The organism is Pseudomonas sp. AL10, from assembly GCF_029960685.1.
GTDB lineage: Bacteria > Pseudomonadota > Gammaproteobacteria > Pseudomonadales > Pseudomonadaceae > Aquipseudomonas > Aquipseudomonas lactis.
In genome coordinates this window covers 108989-126845 of sequence record NZ_JASBQZ010000016.1, presented here as the reverse complement: position 1 = coordinate 126845, position 17857 = coordinate 108989, and the positions used below count along the sequence as shown (strand labels likewise).

General features: G+C 60.3%; 13 protein-coding genes. 5 read left to right on the top strand and 8 right to left on the bottom strand.

The window, feature by feature from the left end:
• The first annotated feature begins 230 nt into the window (after positions 1–230).
• Positions 231–2486, top strand: a complete 2256-nt coding sequence (locus tag QK296_RS16735) for an Orn/Lys/Arg decarboxylase N-terminal domain-containing protein (protein WP_282391119.1) — start codon at positions 231–233, stop codon at positions 2484–2486.
• Between the two features lie 8 nt (positions 2487–2494).
• Positions 2495–3070, top strand: coding sequence for a GNAT family N-acetyltransferase (locus QK296_RS16730; protein WP_057709844.1), 576 nt, complete (start codon positions 2495–2497; stop codon positions 3068–3070).
• A gap of 99 nt (positions 3071–3169) precedes the next feature.
• On the opposite strand, the gene QK296_RS16725 is transcribed toward QK296_RS16730, so the two are convergent.
• A complete protein-coding gene (locus tag QK296_RS16725) occupies positions 3170–4078 on the bottom strand; it encodes a LysR substrate-binding domain-containing protein (protein WP_003190700.1) in 909 nt (302 codons plus the stop codon).
• A gap of 183 nt (positions 4079–4261) precedes the next feature.
• Here QK296_RS16725 and QK296_RS16720 point away from each other — a divergent pair, with 183 nt between their 5' ends.
• Positions 4262–4600: a hypothetical protein gene (locus QK296_RS16720; RefSeq protein WP_282391118.1), complete on the top strand. Its 339-nt coding sequence runs from the start codon at positions 4262–4264 to the stop codon at positions 4598–4600.
• A gap of 49 nt (positions 4601–4649) precedes the next feature.
• On the opposite strand, the gene QK296_RS16715 is transcribed toward QK296_RS16720, so the two are convergent.
• Complete coding sequence (locus QK296_RS16715; RefSeq protein ID WP_032900575.1) at positions 4650–4886, bottom strand: hypothetical protein; 237 nt, start codon at positions 4884–4886, stop codon at positions 4650–4652.
• 227 nt (positions 4887–5113) lie between these two features.
• Here QK296_RS16715 and QK296_RS16710 point away from each other — a divergent pair, with 227 nt between their 5' ends.
• Positions 5114–5671 carry an NAD(P)H-dependent oxidoreductase gene (locus QK296_RS16710; protein WP_003190705.1) on the top strand — a complete coding sequence of 186 codons (558 nt, stop codon included), beginning with the start codon at positions 5114–5116 and terminating at the stop codon, positions 5669–5671.
• A 122-nt stretch (positions 5672–5793) separates the two neighbouring features.
• Here the strand turns inward: QK296_RS16710 and poxB are convergent, their stop codons facing one another.
• The 4 genes from poxB to QK296_RS16690 form a co-directional block, all read right to left on the bottom strand.
• Entirely contained in the window at positions 5794–7518 is a 1725-nt protein-coding gene (poxB, locus tag QK296_RS16705; protein ID WP_003190707.1) for a ubiquinone-dependent pyruvate dehydrogenase, read from the bottom strand.
• Positions 7519–7596: 78 nt separating this feature from the next.
• Complete coding sequence (locus tag QK296_RS16700; protein ID WP_003190709.1) at positions 7597–8829, bottom strand: NADH:flavin oxidoreductase/NADH oxidase family protein; 1233 nt, start codon at positions 8827–8829, stop codon at positions 7597–7599.
• A gap of 222 nt (positions 8830–9051) precedes the next feature.
• Positions 9052–9546: a DUF934 domain-containing protein gene (locus QK296_RS16695; RefSeq protein WP_003190711.1), complete on the bottom strand. Its 495-nt coding sequence runs from the start codon at positions 9544–9546 to the stop codon at positions 9052–9054.
• Positions 9530–11188 (bottom strand): nitrite/sulfite reductase, encoded by a 1659-nt coding sequence (locus QK296_RS16690; RefSeq protein ID WP_003190712.1) that lies wholly within the window; start codon positions 11186–11188, stop codon positions 9530–9532. Before QK296_RS16690 ends, QK296_RS16695 begins: the two co-directional genes overlap by 17 nt.
• Before the next feature lie 425 nt (positions 11189–11613).
• Here QK296_RS16690 and QK296_RS16685 point away from each other — a divergent pair, with 425 nt between their 5' ends.
• Positions 11614–12681 carry an ABC transporter substrate-binding protein gene (locus QK296_RS16685; RefSeq protein ID WP_282391117.1) on the top strand — a complete coding sequence of 356 codons (1068 nt, stop codon included), beginning with the start codon at positions 11614–11616 and terminating at the stop codon, positions 12679–12681.
• On the opposite strand, the gene QK296_RS16680 is transcribed toward QK296_RS16685, so the two are convergent.
• Together QK296_RS16680 and QK296_RS16675 are read right to left on the bottom strand one after the other, a co-directional pair.
• The gene (locus tag QK296_RS16680; RefSeq protein WP_003190718.1) at positions 12678–12896 is read right to left on the bottom strand and encodes a DUF2970 domain-containing protein; all 219 of its coding nucleotides are present in this window, start codon (positions 12894–12896) and stop codon (positions 12678–12680) included. The two genes, QK296_RS16685 and QK296_RS16680, sit on opposite strands and share 4 nt — an antisense overlap.
• 61 nt (positions 12897–12957) lie before the next feature.
• A complete protein-coding gene (locus tag QK296_RS16675) occupies positions 12958–17790 on the bottom strand; it encodes a hypothetical protein (protein WP_282391116.1) in 4833 nt (1610 codons plus the stop codon).
• Positions 17791–17857: the final 67 nt, after the last annotated feature.

Below are 17857 nucleotides of genomic sequence, written 5' to 3'. Positions count from 1 at the left end.
GTCGGCTGGCAGGCCGTCATCGCAGGCAAGCCAGCTCCCACAGTTTGATCGCGGGATGTCAGGTAGGTATGGCCCAGCTCGCAGGCCGTCACGGGAGCAAGTTCCCTCGCCAGAGGTTCAGCCCCGTACCGAAGTTATGTAGATACCTCTCGACCGCCTGTGAAATCTTCATTCGCCACTTTTGCTTCCAGCTTCTACCCTTGTGCAAAGCCTCCAGAGTAAGAGTGCTCATGTACAAAGACCTGAAGTTCCCCGTTCTGATCGTGCACCGTGACATCAAGGCCGACACCGTTGCCGGTGACCGGGTTCGAGGCATCGCCAGGGAGTTGGAACAGGAGGGCTTCAGTATTTTTTCTGCGGTGGACTATGCCGAAGGGCGGCTGGTGGCCTCTACCCATCACGGTCTGGCCTGCATGCTGATCGCCGCCGAAGGCGCCGGGGAAAACACCCATCTGCTGCAAAACATGGTTGAGCTGATTCGCCTGGCGCGGCTGCGGGCACCCAACCTGCCGATCTTTGCGTTGGGCGAGCAAGTCACCCTCGAAAACGCCCCTGCCGATGCCATGAGCGAGCTCAACCAACTGCGCGGCATCCTTTATCTGTTCGAAGACACCGTGCCGTTTCTGGCGCGCCAAGTCGCCCGCGCCGCACGCACCTACCTGGATGGCCTGTTACCGCCGTTCTTCAAGGTTTTGGTGCAACACACCGCCGACTCCAATTATTCTTGGCACACCCCCGGCCATGGCGGTGGCGTGGCCTATCGCAAAAGCCCGGTGGGGCAGGCATTTCATCAGTTCTTCGGCGAGAACACTCTGCGCTCGGACTTGTCGGTATCGGTGCCCGAGCTGGGCTCGCTGCTCGATCACACCGGGCCGTTGGCCGAAGCCGAGGCCCGCGCTGCGCGTAACTTTGGCGCCGACCATACGTTCTTCGTGATCAACGGCACGTCCACCGCCAACAAGATCGTCTGGCATTCCATGGTGGGGCGCGATGACCTGGTCCTGGTGGACCGCAATTGCCACAAGTCGGTGCTGCATTCGATCATCATGACCGGCGCGATCCCTCTCTACCTGTGCCCGGAGCGCAACGAGCTGGGGATCATCGGCCCCATTCCCCTGAGCGAATTCAGCCCCGAGTCGATCCGCGCCAAGATCGACGCCAGCCCCTTGACCCGTGGTCGACCACCGAAAGTGAAATTGGCGGTGGTGACCAACTCCACCTACGACGGCCTGTGCTACAACGCCGAACTGATCAAGCAGCAGTTGGGCAGCAGTGTCGAGGTGCTGCATTTTGATGAGGCCTGGTACGCCTACGCCGCCTTTCACGAGTTCTTCGCCGGGCGCTATGGCATGGGCACCTCGCGCACGCCGGACAGCCCCTTGGTGTTCACCACCCACAGTACGCATAAATTGCTTGCCGCATTCAGCCAGGCGTCGATGATCCACGTGCAGGACGGCGGCGCACGGCAACTGGACCGTGACCGCTTCAATGAAGCCTTCATGATGCACATCTCCACCTCGCCGCAATACAGCATCATCGCGTCGCTGGATGTGGCCTCGGCGATGATGGAAGGCCCGGCCGGGCGCTCGCTGCTCCAGGAAATGTTCGACGAGGCCTTAAGTTTTCGTCGCGCCCTGGCTAACTTGCGCCAGCATATCGCGGCCGAAGACTGGTGGTTTTCCATCTGGCAGCCACCCTCGGTCGCGGGCATCGACCGGGTCTCCACGGCGGATTGGCTGTTGCACCCAGGGGATGAGTGGCATGGCTTTGGCGACGTGGTCGAAGACTACGTGTTGCTGGACCCGATCAAAGTCACGCTGGTGATGCCTGGCCTCAACGCTGGCGGGGCCTTGAGCGAGTGCGGGATTCCCGCCGCAGTGGTCAGCAAGTTCCTCTGGGAACGCGGGCTGGTGGTGGAGAAGACTGGGCTGTATTCGTTCCTCGTGCTGTTTTCCATGGGCATTACCAAAGGCAAATGGAGCACCTTGCTCACCGAGCTGCTGGAGTTCAAGCGTAGCTACGATGCCAATGTCAGCCTGGCCAGTTGCTTGCCGTCGGTGTATGCCCAAGGCCCGGCGCGTTATCAAGGGCTGGGGCTGCGCGACCTTTGCGACCAGTTGCACAGCTGTTACCGTAGCAATGCCACGGCCAGGCACCTCAAGCGTATGTATACGGTATTGCCGCAAATCGCGATGAAACCCGCGGATGCCTACGACCAGTTGGTCAGGGGCGAGGTGGAGGCGGTCTCTATCGATGCCTTGGCAGGACGCATCGCCGCCGTGATGCTGGTGCCTTACCCGCCGGGCATTCCACTGATCATGCCTGGCGAACGCTTCACCGAGTCAACGCGTTCGATCATCGATTACCTGGCATTTGCCCGCACGTTCGATAGCAGCTTTCCCGGTTTTGTCGCGGATGTGCATGGGCTGCAACATGAAGATGACGGCAGTGGCCGTCGTTACACCGTCGATTGCATCAAGGGTTAAGGAAGTTTATGCAAGCTGTGATGAACCCGAAGTATCCAGGGCTCAGTGTGCGAGTCGCCGACGAAGGTTTTGACGCCTATGTGTGGGGCAACGATTTCAGCTTTGAAGTCAGCGCCTATGGGGTGCCGCAAATGGGCCAGCGCGTCGAACAATGGCCGGTGGAGCGCGTGCTGCCGTACCGCAAGTGCTATGGCATCGACCCGGAAGAATTCGCCAGTTTTCGTGATGCCGCCGACAGCTCGATCTTCATGGCGTATCTGGATGACCGCGCAGTGGGGCATATCGTGGTCAGCACCAACTGGAACGGTTTCGCCCATGTTGACGAGTTGGCCGTGGCGTTACCGGCGCGCCGACATGGCGTGGCCAAGTCGCTGTTGGACGTGGCGCAGTTCTGGGCTCGCAAGAAGAACCTGCCGGGCATGATGCTTGAGACCCAGAACAACAACCTCGGCGCCTGTCGCCTGTATGAGCGTTGTGGCTATGTAATGGGCGGCATCGATCAACTGCGTTATCGCGGGATTGACCCGCAAACCCGTGAGGTCGCGATTTTCTGGTATCGGTTGTTCAAAGCAGAAGCGGACTGATCTCTGTAGGAGCGAGCTTGCTCGCGAAGAACGTGAACGATCACACGCTCATCCTGATGTAACGCGGCGCCTGTGGGTTTTTCGCGAGCAAGCTCGCTTCTACAGGGGCTTGGTGTCGTTACCAAGCAGGCTTTCGGCTTTCTGGATGACGATCTCCAGCAGCGCATTCAATGCAGGGGAGGCCGCAGCGTCTTGCAAGGTCAGCGCATACAGGCTGACCACTATCGGTGGTGACACCGGGCACGCATCAAGCCCGGACTCGCGTGCACCCAAGGCGGTGAACGGGTCGACAATCGCCAGGCCTTCTCCGGCTTCCACCAGGCCGCGCATCATCGGGTAGGTCTGTACGCGCGTCTGCACCACAGGCATCGGCCGCAGGGCATGCAGCTTGGCGTCCAGCAAACGGCTGAGCGGATCATGGCCTTCAAGGCCGATCAACGATTGGCCGGCCAACTCCTGCAGCGCAATGTACTTTTGCTTGGGCTTGAGCCAGCCATGGGGGGCCAGCAACTGCAATTTGCCTTGGGCCAGCACCGTGCTCTGGATATGGGGGTGTTCTGGGTCATGCAGGCTCAGGCCCACGTCGGCTTCATGCAACAGCAGGCTGTTGATGATCTCGCCAACTGGCTGGCTCGACAGGTTGCACGGCATGTCCTGGAAGCGTCGACGCAGCGCGGCAATGCTCTGCGGCAACAGTTGGTTGGCCAGCGGCGGCGTGCAGAGGGCGCGCAGGGGCGGAGCATGATGGTGTTTCAAGCGGCTGGCAAGGCGTTGCAACGGCTCCAGGGCTTCATACAGAGTTGTGATTTGTGCCTGCAACTCCAGGGTTTCCCGCGTGGCCTGCAAGCGCCCGCGCACGCTGGCGAACAGCATGAAGCCCAGTTGCTGCTCAGCATCCTTGAGGGTGGCGTCTACGTCGCCCACGGGGAGTTGCAACCACTCGGCGGCGGTGCCGAGGTGGCCGGTCTGCAAGATGGCCTGAATCACTTCGATATGACGTAAACGCATGGCCGGAGTCTATGTGCAGTGCGCAGGGGTTTCAATGGCGCAGGCGTTCGTGCGCAAAAAAGACTGCCGGGGTCGTCCCGGCCTATGGCGCTCAGCCAGGACCCCATTAGAATGGCGGGTCTGATCAGCAACGACCCCTGCCGGTTTCCCGGTACTTAAAATAAAAAACAGGTCTGGTCTCATATGCCTCTACCCTCGAGGTTCTTCGGGGTAACGGCCAAGCAACTCGTGGTCCTGGTGACCGTGGGAGGCCTGGCGGCTTACTTCTTCAATCATCAGGATGAACCGACGCCGGACAATCTTGCACTGGAAGCCTTTATTCGCTCCCAGCAACAGGTGGGCGAGCAGGTGGGCGCAGTAGTGGGGATTACCCTGGTCAGGGAGGTCGAGGCTTACCCCGCGTACAACGCGCCGGGTTACAAGCGCTCGATGTATACGGTGCAAGGGGAGCGCGGCCAGTTGCTGGTGACGCTCAAGCAAGACGAGCAGGGCATAGAGGTAACGCAGATCCGCCGCCCATGAGCGTTCCCAGCCCAGTCGCCAGGACTGAGCAGGTGAACAAGGCAAGCGCTTACGATGCCAGAGTGGTTGCGGACTCGCGCACGAGAATAATGCCCGACTGGATCAGTTTGAATTCATCACCTTCCAGCTTTTCTACACGGTCGCCAATGGCCAGCTTGTAGGTCGTGGTGGGCGTCGATCCCGCCAGGTCGCCTTGCGCCGGGTTGGATTCCTGGAACTCATGCACCGAATACACGCGGCCTTCCGCGTCTCTGGCATGAAACTGTCCAACAAGTACTGCAGCCATCTGTTTAGAACCTCTGGAGATAAACACTCGATTTGCGGTTCTGTAGACCGTCAGGGAGCGGGGTAGTTTACCTATAAGAAAAAAATACTATTCGCTGATATTTTCAGACGCTTCCTACGCAAGTGCTGGCAAGGAAAACGTCGAGGGAATCCGCATAACCCTCTGGTGAACGCGTTGCGAAGCCTCTATAACTACAAGCTCCTTTATTCAGAAGTCGGGAAACCTCAATGAGCAAGGTCTACACGATTGCCGTCCTGGTGGGCAGCTTGAGAAAAGAGTCAATCAACCGCAAGGTCGCGCTGGCCCTGGCCGAACTGGCCCCTGCCAATCTCAAGTTGAACATTGTTGAAATCGGCGACTTGCCGCTCTACAACGAGGACATCGACGGTGCAACGCCGCCAGCAGCCTACAGTACTTTCCGCAAACAAGTGAGTTCATCCGACGCGGTGCTGTTCGTCACCCCCGAATACAACCGCTCCGTGCCAGCCGCCTTGAAAAATGCCATCGACGTGGGCTCGCGCCCTTACGGGCAAAGCGCCTGGAGCGGCAAGCCGGGGGCGATCATCAGCGTCTCGCCGGGTGCCATCGGCGGCTTTGGCGCCAACCACCATCTGCGCCAGTCCCTGGTGTTCCTGGATGTGTGGTGCATGCAGCAGCCGGAAGCCTACCTGGGCGGGGCGGGCAGTGTGTTCGATGAGGCGGGGAAGGTGTCGGACAAGACCAAGCCGTTCCTGCAGGCGTTCATCGATGCCTATGGCAAGTGGGTAGAAAAACAGAAAGGCTGAAATTAGCCCGGCAGCTGTAGGAGCGAGCTTGCTCGCGAAAAACTCGAGGACAACGCGTTCATTCAGGATGTCAGCGTTGTCGTTACGATCCTCGCGAGCAAGCTCGCTCCTACAGTAGGGGGTTATCGAAGCCAGTTGGTGCGTGCCAGCTCTATGACCTCATCGCCACGCCCGCTCATCACCGCCTTGAGCATATACAGGCTGAACCCCTTGGCCTGTTCCAGCTTGATGCTCGGCGGCATCACCAGTTCCTGAGTGGCGGTCACCACATCCACCAACACCGGTCCATCATGGGCCAGCGCACGGCGCAGGGCCGGCTCCAGGTCTTCGGATTGCTCCACCCGAATGCCCAAGATCCCCATGGCATTGGACATGGCCGCGAAGTCCGGGTTTTTCAGCTCGGTGCCAGTGTCCAGGTAACCCGCCGCCTTCATCTCCATGGCAACAAAGCCCAGGGACGAATTGTTGAACACCACCAGTTTGACCGGCAATTGCAGCTGCGCCAGGGAAATGAAATCTCCCATCAGCATGGTGAAACCACCGTCCCCAGACATCGAGATCACCTGCCGCCCAGGGAATGCCGCCTGCGCACCGATAGCCTGAGGCATGGCATTGGCCATCGAGCCATGGTTGAACGAGCCGATCAGCCGACGCTTGCCGTTCATCTTCAGATAACGCGCCGCCCACACGGTGGGTGAGCCGACATCGGCGGTAAAGATCGCATCATCATCGGCCAGCTCGCTGAGCAAGCGCGCCACGTACTGGGGATGTATCGGCCTACCAGCCTTGGACGGTTGCGCCAGGTCATCCAGGCCTTGGCGGGCTTTTTCGTAGTGCTTCAGGGAGGTGTCGAGGAAGCTGCGATCGGTCTTGCGGGTCAAGCGTGGCAGCAGCGCGGCGATGGTTTCACTGACGTCGGCGGCGATGCCCAGGTCCAAGGTCGCACGGCGCCCCAGGGCTTGTGGGTTGCGGTCCACCTGGATGATCTTGGCGTCGGTCGGGTAGAACTGGCGATAGGGGAAGTCGGTGCCGAGCATGATCAAGGTGTCGCAATCGAGCATGGCGTGGTAACCGGAGCTGAAACCGATCAGGCCGGTCATGCCCACGTCGAACGGGTTATCCCACTCCACGTGCTCCTTGCCCCGCAGTGCATGCACCACCGGCGCGCCGAGGGCGTCGGCCAATGCCACCACCTGATCGTGGGCACCGGCACAGCCGCTGCCACACAGCAGGGTAACTTTCTCGCTGCTCTGGAGCATGTCGGTGAGGCGCTGCAAGTCCTGCTCGACCGGCACGGTGCGCGGTGCGTGCAAGGCCGGCCACGGCTTGAGCTTATCTTCCACCTCCAACAGCGACACATCCCCCGGAATCACCACCACCGCCACGCCTCGGTTGAGGATCGCCGAACGCATGGCACGGTGCAGCACCTGAGGCATCTGCGCGGGGTTGCTCACCAGCTCGATAAAGTGGCTGCACTCCTTGAACAGTTCCTGGGGATGGGTTTCCTGAAAGTAATTCAGGCCCACCTCCGAGGACGGAATTTGCGCGGCAATCGCCAGCACCGGCACATGGTTGCGATGGCAGTCGAACAACCCATTGATCAAATGCAGGTTACCCGGCCCGCAACTGCCGGCGCACACCGTCAACTCGCCGGTGGCCGCCGCTTCGGCACCGGCAGCAAAGGCGGCAACCTCTTCGTGGCGCACATGCATCCACTCGATGCTGTCCATGCTGCGCAGGGCGTCGGTCAGGCCATTGAGGCTGTCGCCGGTCAGCCCCCAGATACGCTTGATACCCGCTTGTTCCAGGGTGGTCGCCAACTGCTGCGCCAAGTTGATTTTCGCCATGAGGAACTCCAATCGTCAGTGAGGTTGAAAAACTGCTGATCAGTAGGGGACAGTTCAATCACGGCGAATGCTCCGCCTTTAATGTGAAGATTGCGTCATGCTTGCGCGATATTGCCGCGTACGCCGCGCGATAAACCACTGGTCACAGGCCAATGCCAGCCAGGGCGCAACGTTGGGGTTAGGCAGACGGCCGCGGCTCAGACGGCGCATTTGGTCGCGCACCACGGCGAGGGTGGCGAGGGCGGCCAGGGGTTTGCGCTTCCATTCCATGGGCCGCAGTTGTGGGTTGAGGTCGCGACCTTCACGCCACTGTTTGATCAGTTGCGGCTCCAGGGTCAGGGCGGTGGCGATGCCGGCCATGGCGATGCCGCTGTCCAATACTTGCTGGACCACCGGCAAGCGGCGAATACCTCCGGTCACCATCAGTGGCATGGTGGCGATGCGCGCCATTTGTGTGGCGAAATCCAAAAAGTAGGCTTCACGGGCCAAGGTGCGACCGTCCCGCGCCTCACCTTGCATGGCCGGCGCTTCATAGCTGCCGCCGGACAACTCAAGCAAATCGATCGGCAGTGTATTGAGCATCTCCACTACTGCGCGCGCATCGGTCTCATCGAAGCCGCCGCGCTGGAAGTCTGCGGAATTGAGCTTCACCGACACACAAAATGAAGGGCTGACATTGGCCCGCACGGCACGGATGACTTCCAGCAGCAGGCGTGCGCGGTTTTCCAGGGAGCCGCCCCAACGGTCGGTGCGATGGTTGCTCAAGGGCGAGAGAAATTGGCTCAACAAATAGCCATGGGCGCCGTGGATCTGTACGCCGGTGAACCCGGCTTGCTCGGCCAGGCGGGCGCTGGTGGCGAAGCGCTTGATGACGTCCTGGATGTCGTCTTCGGTCATGGCCTTGGGTTTGGCGAACATCTTGGAAAAACTGCCCACATCCAGCGCAATAGCCGAGGGTGCCAACGCTTGTTGACCGAGGTTGGCCATGGTCTGACGGCCCGGATGGCTGAGCTGTACCCAGAAGTGCACACCCTTGGCTCGGGCTACGTCGGCCCATTCACGAAAACTGGCCAGGTGTTGTTCGTTTTCCAGCGCGACACCGCCAGGGCCGGTCATGGCGCGGCGGTCGATCATCACGTTACCGGTCAGCAGCAGGCCGGGCTCACCGTCGGCCCAGGTCTTGTACAGCTGCTTGAGTGCTTGGGACGGCGCCTGATGCAGGTCCGCCATGTTCTCTTCCATCGCGGCCTTGGCGATGCGGTTGGCAATGACTTGGCCGTTGGGCAGTTGCAGCGATTCGAACGGTGACATGGGTTAACTCCTGAGCAGGGGAGGTCTCAGGCTAAGCTTAAAGTTAACTTTAATGTCAAGCGGGAGTCGATCACACAGGATTGACGGGCGATGGAGCTGTAGGAGCGAGGGGGACGCCTAGTTCTTGCTCGCGAAAAACTCGAGGACAACGCGTTCATTCAGGATGTCAGCGTTATCGTTCAGGTTTTTCGCGAGCAAGCTCGCTCCTACAGGGACAGGGGCTTAGCGGCGGCGGAACAGCGGCAAAGGTTCATCGGTGGCCGCTTGATAGGTCACCGAGAAATCCTTGAGGCTTTCCAGCGCTTCGTACGGGTCTTTGTCCGCGCGCAAGGCGAAGGCATCGAACCCGCAGCGGTGCAGGTAGAACAATTGGTCGCGCAGCACGTCGCCAATGGCACGCAGTTCACCCTTGTAACCATAACGGTCACGCAGCAGGCGTGCGTTGGAGTAGTTGCGCCCGTCGGTGAAGGCGGGGAAGTTCAGGGCGATGACCTGAAAGTGCTGCACATCATCACCGATTTCTTCGGCTTCTTCATCGGCGTCCAGCCAAACACCCAAACCGCCGTCGCGGGCCTTGAGCGCGTGGCCGTGCTCGCGCCACAGTGCCAGCGGCACGATCAGGTCGTCGCAGTTGGAGATGCCGTCGAAGCTCGCGTCCTTGGGCAGCAGGTGCCAGGTTTCGTCGACGACTGCGTTGTTCTTAATGATTCGCTGCATAGACACGCTCCTTGAACAGGTCGATGCCGATGCGCTGGTAGGTGTCGATGAAGCGCTCATCTTCGGTACGCTGTTCGATGTACACGTCGATCAGCTTGCCGATCACCTCCGGCATGGCTTCCTGGGCGAAGGATGGGCCGAGGATCTTGCCCAGGCTCGCATCGCGGCTGGCGCTGCCACCCAGGGACACTTGGTAGAATTCTTCGCCTTTCTTGTCCACGCCCAGGATGCCGATGTGGCCGACGTGGTGGTGACCACAGGCGTTCATGCAACCGGAGATGTTCAGGTCCAGTTCGCCGATGTCGAACAGGTAGTCCAGGTCGTCGAAACGGCGCTGGATCGACTCGGCAATCGGGATCGACTTGGCGTTGGCCAGGGAGCAGAAGTCGCCGCCCGGGCAGCAGATAATGTCGGTCAGCAGGCCGATGTTCGGCGTGGCAAAGCCGCCTTCGCGCAACTCGCCCCACAGGGTGAACAATTGGCTCTGTTCAACGTCCGCAAGAATGATGTTCTGCTCGTGGGAGGTGCGCAACTGGCCGAAGCTGTAGCGCTCGGCCAGGTCGGCGACCGCGTCCAGTTGCTTGTCGGTGATGTCGCCTGGCGCTACGCCGGTAGGCTTGAGCGACAAGGTCACGGCCACATAGCCGGGCTTCTTGTGCGCCAGGGTGTTGCGCGTGCGCCAGCGGGCGAAGCCTGGGTGTTGCTGGTCGAGTGCGGCCAGCTCGGCGTCCTGATTGCTCAGGGCCTTGTACTCAGGGTCGACGAAGTGCTTGGCGACGCGGTGTACTTCGGCTTCGGTCAGGGTGGTCTGGCCGCCGCGCAGGTGTTCCATTTCGGCATCGACTTTCTGGGCAAACACCTCAGGAGTGAGCGCCTTGACCAGGATCTTGATCCGGGCCTTGTACTTGTTGTCGCGACGGCCGTAGCGGTTGTAGACCCGCAGGATGGCGTCGAGGTAGCTCAGCAGGTCCTGCCAGGGCAGGAACTCGTTGATAAAGGCGCCGACCACCGGGGTACGGCCCAGGCCACCGCCGACCAATACGCGAAAGCCCAGCTCACCGGCGGCGTTGTACACCGGCTCAAGGCCAATGTCGTGCACTTCGATGGCCGCACGGTCGGAAGTCGAGCCATTGATGGCGATCTTGAACTTGCGCGGCAGGTAGGCGAATTCAGGGTGGAAGGTGGTCCACTGACGCACGATTTCACACCACGGCCGTGGGTCGATCAACTCGTCGGCAGCGACGCCGGCAAATTGGTCGGTGGTCACGTTGCGCAGGCAGTTACCGCTGGTCTGAATGGCGTGCATCTGCACAGTCGCCAGTTCAGCCAGGATATCCGGCACATCTTCCAGGGCCGGCCAGTTGAACTGTACGTTCTGGCGGGTGCTGATGTGGGCATAGCCTTTGTCGAAGTCGCGGGCGATCTTGGCCATCATCCGCGTCTGGCGCGACGTCAGTTGGCCATAGGGTACGGCCACCCTCAACATCGGCGCAAAGCGCTGAACGTAAAGGCCATTTTGCAGGCGCAGAGGGCGGAACTCTTCTTCGCTCAGTTCACCTGCTAAGTAGCGTCGGGTCTGATCACGGAACTGCTTGACGCGGTCCTCGATGATGCGCTGATCGTATTCGTCGTATACGTACATATAGGTCCTGTTCTCGGCAAATCTGCGCGCACGGCCGCGCACTCCCAACGGAGCCGGCGCACGATACCAGTTTGCGTATATGCGCAAAAGTGATGTTTGGGTATATGTAAATAACCAAACTGACTAATGAGAACCGTTATCGCCATACCCACATTTGTCATGGGGACAAGTGTGGTCTTTACTGTGATCGAGTCTGAGTGCAGTCACCTATAAAACCGACAAGAGGCGATGCGATGAGCAATTCCACCAAAGCCCGTAAACCCGACAGTACCGTGGACGCCTGGGCCATTTTATTTTTGATCATCCTGGTGGTGGGAACCGCCGTGTTCTGGGTTAGCCACCAGTAAAGCAGCAGGTTGATTGAGCCTCGATTGAATATCTAATTGCCACTATCATGGCGCTCTATATTCAAGGTTCAGGCAACCATGTTGAAGGTTCTGATGGCGTGTGTGTGGTTGCTGGGGTCGGCGTACGGGGCAATCGCCCAGGCTGCGTCGGTGGTGTTTCTCAACCCTGGCCGGTCTTCGGAAACCTTCTGGGTCAGTTACGCGCAATTCATGCAGGCCGGTGCCAAGGACCTCGGCCTGGATTTGCGCGTGCGCTATTCCGAGCGCGACAACCAAACCACCCTGGCCCATGCGCGGGAGGCACTGCTGGGCACTGAACGGCCCAATTACCTGGTGCTGGTCAATGAACAGTACGTCGCCCCGCAGATCATGCGCATGGCCCAAGGCAGCGGAGTGAAGTTACTGATCGTCAGCAACGCGCTGACGCCCGACCAGGTGCAGCTACTGGACGCCTACAACGATACCGGCTTGATCGGCACGATGGTTGCCGACGACGAGCAGGCGGGCTACCTGATGCTCACCGACTTGATGCGCCAGCACGGCCCGGTCGCTCCGGGCACCACACTTGACCTGCTGGCGTTTTCCGGCGCCAAGACCACGCCGGTCGCGCAACTGCGGGTACAGGGTATGCAGCGTGCCCTGGCCGAGCATCCCGAAGTGCGCCTGCGCCAGTTGGTGTACGGTGAGTGGAGCCGCCAGCGCGCATTCGAGCAGGCCAGCCAACTGTTCAAGCGCTACCCGCAGACCGCGCTGGTCTGGTCGGCCAACGATGAAATGGCGCTGGGTGCCATGCAGGCCCTGCAAGACACTGGCCGCGTCCCCGGCAAAGACGTGTTGTTCAGTGCGGCCAACAGCTCACCTCAGATCCTCGCGGCACGCCTTGATGGGCGCCTGAGTACCCTGGTGGCGGGACATTTCACCCTGGGTGGCTGGGCAATGGTGTTGATCCATGATGAGGCCAAGGGCGTGGATATCGGCGCCCGTGGCGGTCGCAACCGCCAGCAGGCGTTGTTCCAGTTGATCGACGCCGCCCAGGCACGCCGGCTATCGGGCCCCCTGCCATCGGTGGATTTTCGCGCGTTGTCAGCGGTGGGCAAGCCCGCGTCCTACCGTTACCCATTCAGCCTGCAACTGTTGCTGCGTTAAACCCCGGCCAGGTGCAGCACCAGCTTGACGATGCCAAACAGGGTCAAGGCAAACACCGCGGTGAACAGGATACCCAGCAGCACAAAGTGGCTGGGCTTGCCGTGGGTAAAGTCGCGGGCGCGGTTCTTGCCACTCTGTACACCAAAAGCCGCTGCCATGACGCTGTGCACCATCTGCCAGAAGGTGGGTGGTTTGTTGTCAGTAGGCTCGTCCATACAGCCCTCGTCTGCAAGGTGGTCCTAGAGAGCATAGACAACCCGACGGCGTCTGCTCATGTCACAGTACCTCCAGCCCAAGAAACAGCTCCTGGTCCAGCGGCGGCCTGATTTCGGCTTTTTCCAGGTTCACCACCGCGCGGTTGTCGGAGCGCGCCTGTTCGATCAGTTCTCTGCGGGTGAAGCGGCGCTCGGCGATGGTTTTCAGATGGCCGAATGCCGGTGTGGAGGGCGGGGTATCCGCGGCGGGGTAGTGGAAGTGGGCGTACCACAACACCGTTTCTTCGCCCCGTTGGCCCGCGTTGATCCGGTTTTTGTCGCGGATTGCATACTCCGTCAAAAAGTCACCGGCCTTCAAACTGACACGGCTGCGTACCAGGTTGATATCGACAAAGCCATGACGCCATAGGTAGGCGACATTGGCGGCTTTGGGGCGCTGCTGTTTATACCCTTCGGCGCACACTGTGCGGGCTTGCTGCGTGGCGGCGTTCGCCTCAGCCAGATAGGCATTGCGCAGTGCCATACCCTCGTCATTGGCCTTGTGATCACGCGTGAGTTCCTCTGCAAGGGCTTGGAACTTTGCTGCATGCTGGCTCAGCATCACATCCCACTCGTGCGGGTCGAGTACGTCGCGTCGGCTGGGATCCTCAAGCTTGCGCTGTTGGAAGCGAATGCTTGCATCGATACCCGTGCGTTCGTCCCTGACGGTTTGTCCCTGCGCCTTGATCATTCTCAGCGTGCGTACCGCAGGCACAGTAGGCTGGGGCGGTCGCGCAGGTTCCACGATGTTCCACACACCTTCATTGGCGTGTTCGTGATAAGTGGCGACGGTTTGCCCGGTGAGGGGGTTCTTGATGTCAACGAAACTGCCTTCGACACCAGGCTCGCTCGGGCGCAGGTCACCCACAAGCGTCTCTTGGTTACGGGTTCTGATGACTCTGCGGCTGGCCGGTCTCTGCCGGGCGGCGCGATTGGCGGGGCGCCTGGGGACAAAGCCCTCTTCAGACAGGATCAACTCGGCCAGTTGCGCCTCCAACGCAGTGCGGGCCAGGCTGAACTGCTCCAGGAACGAGGCTCTATATTCTTCTCGCACAAGTTCGGAACCCATTTCAGATAACGAATTAACGGCGTTTTCCAGGCGACCGTACTGCTGGAGTGCATCCCTGAGTACATCCATTTGTTCAGCCGGTGAGTAACCGCTGGTGGCGAGCACTTCGGTATGAGTGAGTATGGAAGCGCTCGCTCGCCGATCGGTGAGCACTTCAAGGAAAGGGTGCTCCTTCGGGCTATCGGTGTCGCGGGCGCGGTCGATGATCAACTCAACAAACGCCAACAACAGATGCTGCTCTATAACACGCGCAGAAATCGTGTTTTTGGAGGTGATTTTGCTTGAGAGCTTAGTCCTCATTGTCGGGCTGGTCTGTCGCAAAATGGCTTCCGTTTTTTCTGCAATCTTGGCCATTTCCTTGAGCAGTTTCAGCCGCTGTGTTGCACCGCTGATGAACTGCTCATAGGCGTCCGTGACGTGGTTGGGCAGTTCTGCGTCGACCCGTAGCAGTAGCTCGGCAAGACTTTCGCCGCGCCCGGTTTGCAGCGTGTTTTGGATTTTCTGATGCAGTGTTGAATAGGAAAATAGTAAGTGATCGTAAATATTTTCGGTCGCGACATCTTGTACCTGTTTGTATTGAACCTGTGTTCTGTCCAGCTCCAGCAGTTCTCGGGCCATTGCCAGAGAGCTTTCCTGCGTCGAAAAATACACTTGTGTGTTTTCATGGTAGTTGTCGACGGCGATGTTCCAATCGGTTGCGGCACGTGCTGCCGAGCGTTGCCTTTGCTCATGGCGCTCAACGATTCTGGGGCGCAGGGCGGCAAGTAATGCAGGGCTGTCGAGCCTTTCCCAGTCAGCTCGCAAGGCTTGTTTGTGTTCGATGAGTTGGGTCCTGGCGCGACTTACGGCATCTTTGAGCTGTTGCGCCTGAGGCGTCAATGCACTTGCATCAATGCTCAGGGCTTCCAATCCTGAACTCAGTTGCTCCAATTTTTCCCTGCGTTTTTTTTGCCACTCGCTTAGCCGTTCCCTGGGCATGCCCCCCTCCAGCCTGGCATGCCGGTCCAGGCGCCAATGCCCCTGACCGTCGCTGATCAACCTGAAACCCGGACGCTGCGGGTGCTGCGGATGTACCAGATAGACCTCGCCAAACCCCGGCACAATGCTTACCTGGAACAGCAAGCCGCCGACGCTGGCATGCCAGGTCCCGTCGATGCGGTAAAGCCCCTTCAGCGCACCGGCTGGCTGCGGCGCGGGTAAGGTTTCGGGCCAGGGCACATGCACTTGAACCAGCGCCTTGAGCAACTGTGCGCTGGCCATGGGGCTGGCAAGCGAGCGGCTGAAGTCAAGGGCGGTATGGCCCGTGGCCGGAGGCTCTCCGGGGAGTGCGACCGGGCCATTGCGTACCGGCACGGTACTCTGCGTTCGTGGCAGGCCGGCAGGGCGCCGCCAGGTTTCCAGGTGCAGGGCGTGGTCCTGCGCAGTAGGCTCCCGGAGCGGTTGCGCCGAGGGCGAGGCGGCGTGCAGCAGTATCATTGCGGTATTGAGCAACAGATCAATCAACGCCAGCTCGCGGGTGGTCGAATCATCGCTGTCCAGGCCTGCCAGGTCTTGCGCAAGGCTGCTGACCAGTACCATGAACCACCCCACCAGCATCGCCGGGCCCCGTACCAGTGGCAGTAACAGGGTGTTGAACAGTAACCAGGCGCCTTGCATCACAATGGCCCAGCGGCTTTCGCGGTTGGACACCGACTCGCGGTCGGCCAGGTCCACGAGCGCCCGTGCCGTGCTGCCGAACAGGTGGTTGAGCAACTGACCGTTGATCTGCGACTGCATCCATTCATCGGCACCTTCATCGACGGCCAGGGTGGCGGGCTCGGGTTTTTCAGGCACGCTGAACTCATCTCCCGGCAGGAAGCGAATGAGGTGAGGTTCGCGAATACCGCCGTGGTCGTAGATCGGGCGGGCCGTGTCGCTCAGCCAGATCAGCACGCTGTCTTGCAACGCGCCGGGGCTGGCGAGGGCATCGAGCAGCGCCTGGCGGGTGGGGAACTCATGCAGCGTATCGGCGTACAGCGGTTGATAGAGCAGGTGCGGGCCGATACGGGTATCACGCGGTTCGATGATAAACGTATTGCAGACTTCATCAGGTGTGGCGCCGGCCTTGCGGCACAGCGCCAGTGGGCGCAGGACGATCTCCTGGCCGTCGACGTAGCGATCCAGCGGGGTTTCACCCATCAACGCCTTCACATAGCGATAGCCCGCGATGCTGACGCCATGCTGCCGGCGCATCTTGTATTCAAGCGCCTGCATTGGCAGCTTGACCTTCAGCTCCCGGGTAAACAGTGCTTCGCGTCGTCGCGCATCGGCGGTGTCGGATAGCAGCGTGTCCTTGATTTTCTGCGGATAGGCCGTGCCAATATCTACGCGTTGGATCAGTCCTGTGGTGCCCAGCAAGTAGTCTTCTGTGAGCCAGACCGGCAAAGCCTGGGCGCCTTTGGCCAGGATTTTCAACGTGCCACTGGGTTTGCCGGACAGGTTCTTTACCGCCAGCTCGGTCAGCGACAGGCGCACATGTTCGACAATACCTGCACCGCCCGGGTAGCCGGCACTGACGATGAAGTCGAGCACGACCTCGTCGGGATCGCAGTCGCCGTGATCGGTTTGCATCTGTTTGCGCAAGGTGGTGCGGCTGAAGCTGTAGAGGTCCTCGATCCCTTGGTTGAACGATTGCCCCTGGTTCTGCTGCAGCACCTGAGCCATGTCCTGCAGGTGGCGGTGGTAGGCAAAGCGGTCTGCGCTATCAGCCTGGCTGAGCCAGTCCGGCAATCGGTCGCTGACATTTTGCAACGTCGGGGCGGCGGGGACGCGCACCTGGGTAAAGAAAACTGCCGGGTCAGTGAGGGTTTCCAGACGCCTGCCCAGGGCGGTTTCCTCTTGCCCCTGGAACGTCAGCGTCGCGAGGTCTTCCAGGTGTTGGTTGAGAATCAAGCCGGCTTGTTGTTCGAAGACGTTGCCGTTCGGTTCGTTGCGCCGCCAGGTCAGGCTATCGAACGCAAAGCGCTCGCGCATCCTCGTCGCCCAGGCTTCGCCGAAGGCGTCGATCGAGTCGAAGGCTTCGATGGTCCCGGCCAGGCTGTACAGCAGCACCTGTTTATCGCGCATCAGCAGCAGGTCGGGTGTCAGCAGGAGCGCTTCCTTGCCGGCGCTATGAAAGGTGTTTTCGATGAAGAAGACATAGGTGGCGGGGGTAGAACGGGGCAGGCGCTCCTGCAATACCGGCCAGGCGGCGACAACCGCCAGCATGTCGCGTTGGGTTTGATTCAAGGTGGATTGGCGCGCTGCTGCCGCAGTCATTTGGCCGTTGAGAAACTCGGCCAACCATTGCCAGCGGCTGCTGTCATGGCTGTCGGTTTCACTCCAATAGTCCGCCAGGTCATGCTGCCAGTGCAGGGACAGCGACTCGGGCAGGTCATCGAGGATGCGTGCGATGACCTGCATGTCGATCAGTGCCGGCGCCTGTGGCTTGAGGATCTTGGGGGCTTGCTGGGTCAGGTAGTAAGGCAGTTCGCGTTGTGGGTGCAGGTCCAGCGGTTGCGGGTTCAATGCATGGGCTATCGCCACTTCCATCAACGAGGGGTAGGTGTAGTGCCCCTCAGGGTGAGGGGTGGCCAGCTTGACCGCGCGCAGGTCCAGTTGCAGCGTGGGGTAGTGTTCCAGAATGCGCCTGCGCAGGGCATTGAACACCACCGAATACAAGGCCGGGCGCGTGGCGAAGCGGGCATGGACCGCTTGGGCGGGCAGTTGCTCAAGGGCTGTGAAGGGCGAGGGGGTTGGGTTGGGCATGCAAAGTCCTTTGTCTGTATTGATTCAAGGGGGCGGCTCTATGGGCCGACCAGCGATAGCAAATCCA

Coding starts and splice junctions, on each gene's coding strand:
- QK296_RS16700 (WP_003190709.1), bottom strand. CDS start 8,829: ATGTCACCGTTCGAATCGCTGCAACTGCCCAACGGCCAAGTCATTGCC.
- QK296_RS16715 (WP_032900575.1), bottom strand. CDS start 4,886: ATGGCTGCAGTACTTGTTGGACAGTTTCATGCCAGAGACGCGGAAGGC.
- QK296_RS16690 (WP_003190712.1), bottom strand. CDS start 11,188: ATGTACGTATACGACGAATACGATCAGCGCATCATCGAGGACCGCGTC.
- QK296_RS16735 (WP_282391119.1), top strand. CDS start 231: ATGTACAAAGACCTGAAGTTCCCCGTTCTGATCGTGCACCGTGACATC.
- QK296_RS16675 (WP_282391116.1), bottom strand. CDS start 17,790: ATGCCCAACCCAACCCCCTCGCCCTTCACAGCCCTTGAGCAACTGCCC.
- QK296_RS16680 (WP_003190718.1), bottom strand. CDS start 12,896: ATGGACGAGCCTACTGACAACAAACCACCCACCTTCTGGCAGATGGTG.
- QK296_RS16685 (WP_282391117.1), top strand. CDS start 11,614: ATGTTGAAGGTTCTGATGGCGTGTGTGTGGTTGCTGGGGTCGGCGTAC.
- QK296_RS16710 (WP_003190705.1), top strand. CDS start 5,114: ATGAGCAAGGTCTACACGATTGCCGTCCTGGTGGGCAGCTTGAGAAAA.
- poxB (WP_003190707.1), bottom strand. CDS start 7,518: ATGGCGAAAATCAACTTGGCGCAGCAGTTGGCGACCACCCTGGAACAA.
- QK296_RS16695 (WP_003190711.1), bottom strand. CDS start 9,546: ATGCAGCGAATCATTAAGAACAACGCAGTCGTCGACGAAACCTGGCAC.
- QK296_RS16720 (WP_282391118.1), top strand. CDS start 4,262: ATGCCTCTACCCTCGAGGTTCTTCGGGGTAACGGCCAAGCAACTCGTG.
- QK296_RS16725 (WP_003190700.1), bottom strand. CDS start 4,078: ATGCGTTTACGTCATATCGAAGTGATTCAGGCCATCTTGCAGACCGGC.
- QK296_RS16730 (WP_057709844.1), top strand. CDS start 2,495: ATGCAAGCTGTGATGAACCCGAAGTATCCAGGGCTCAGTGTGCGAGTC.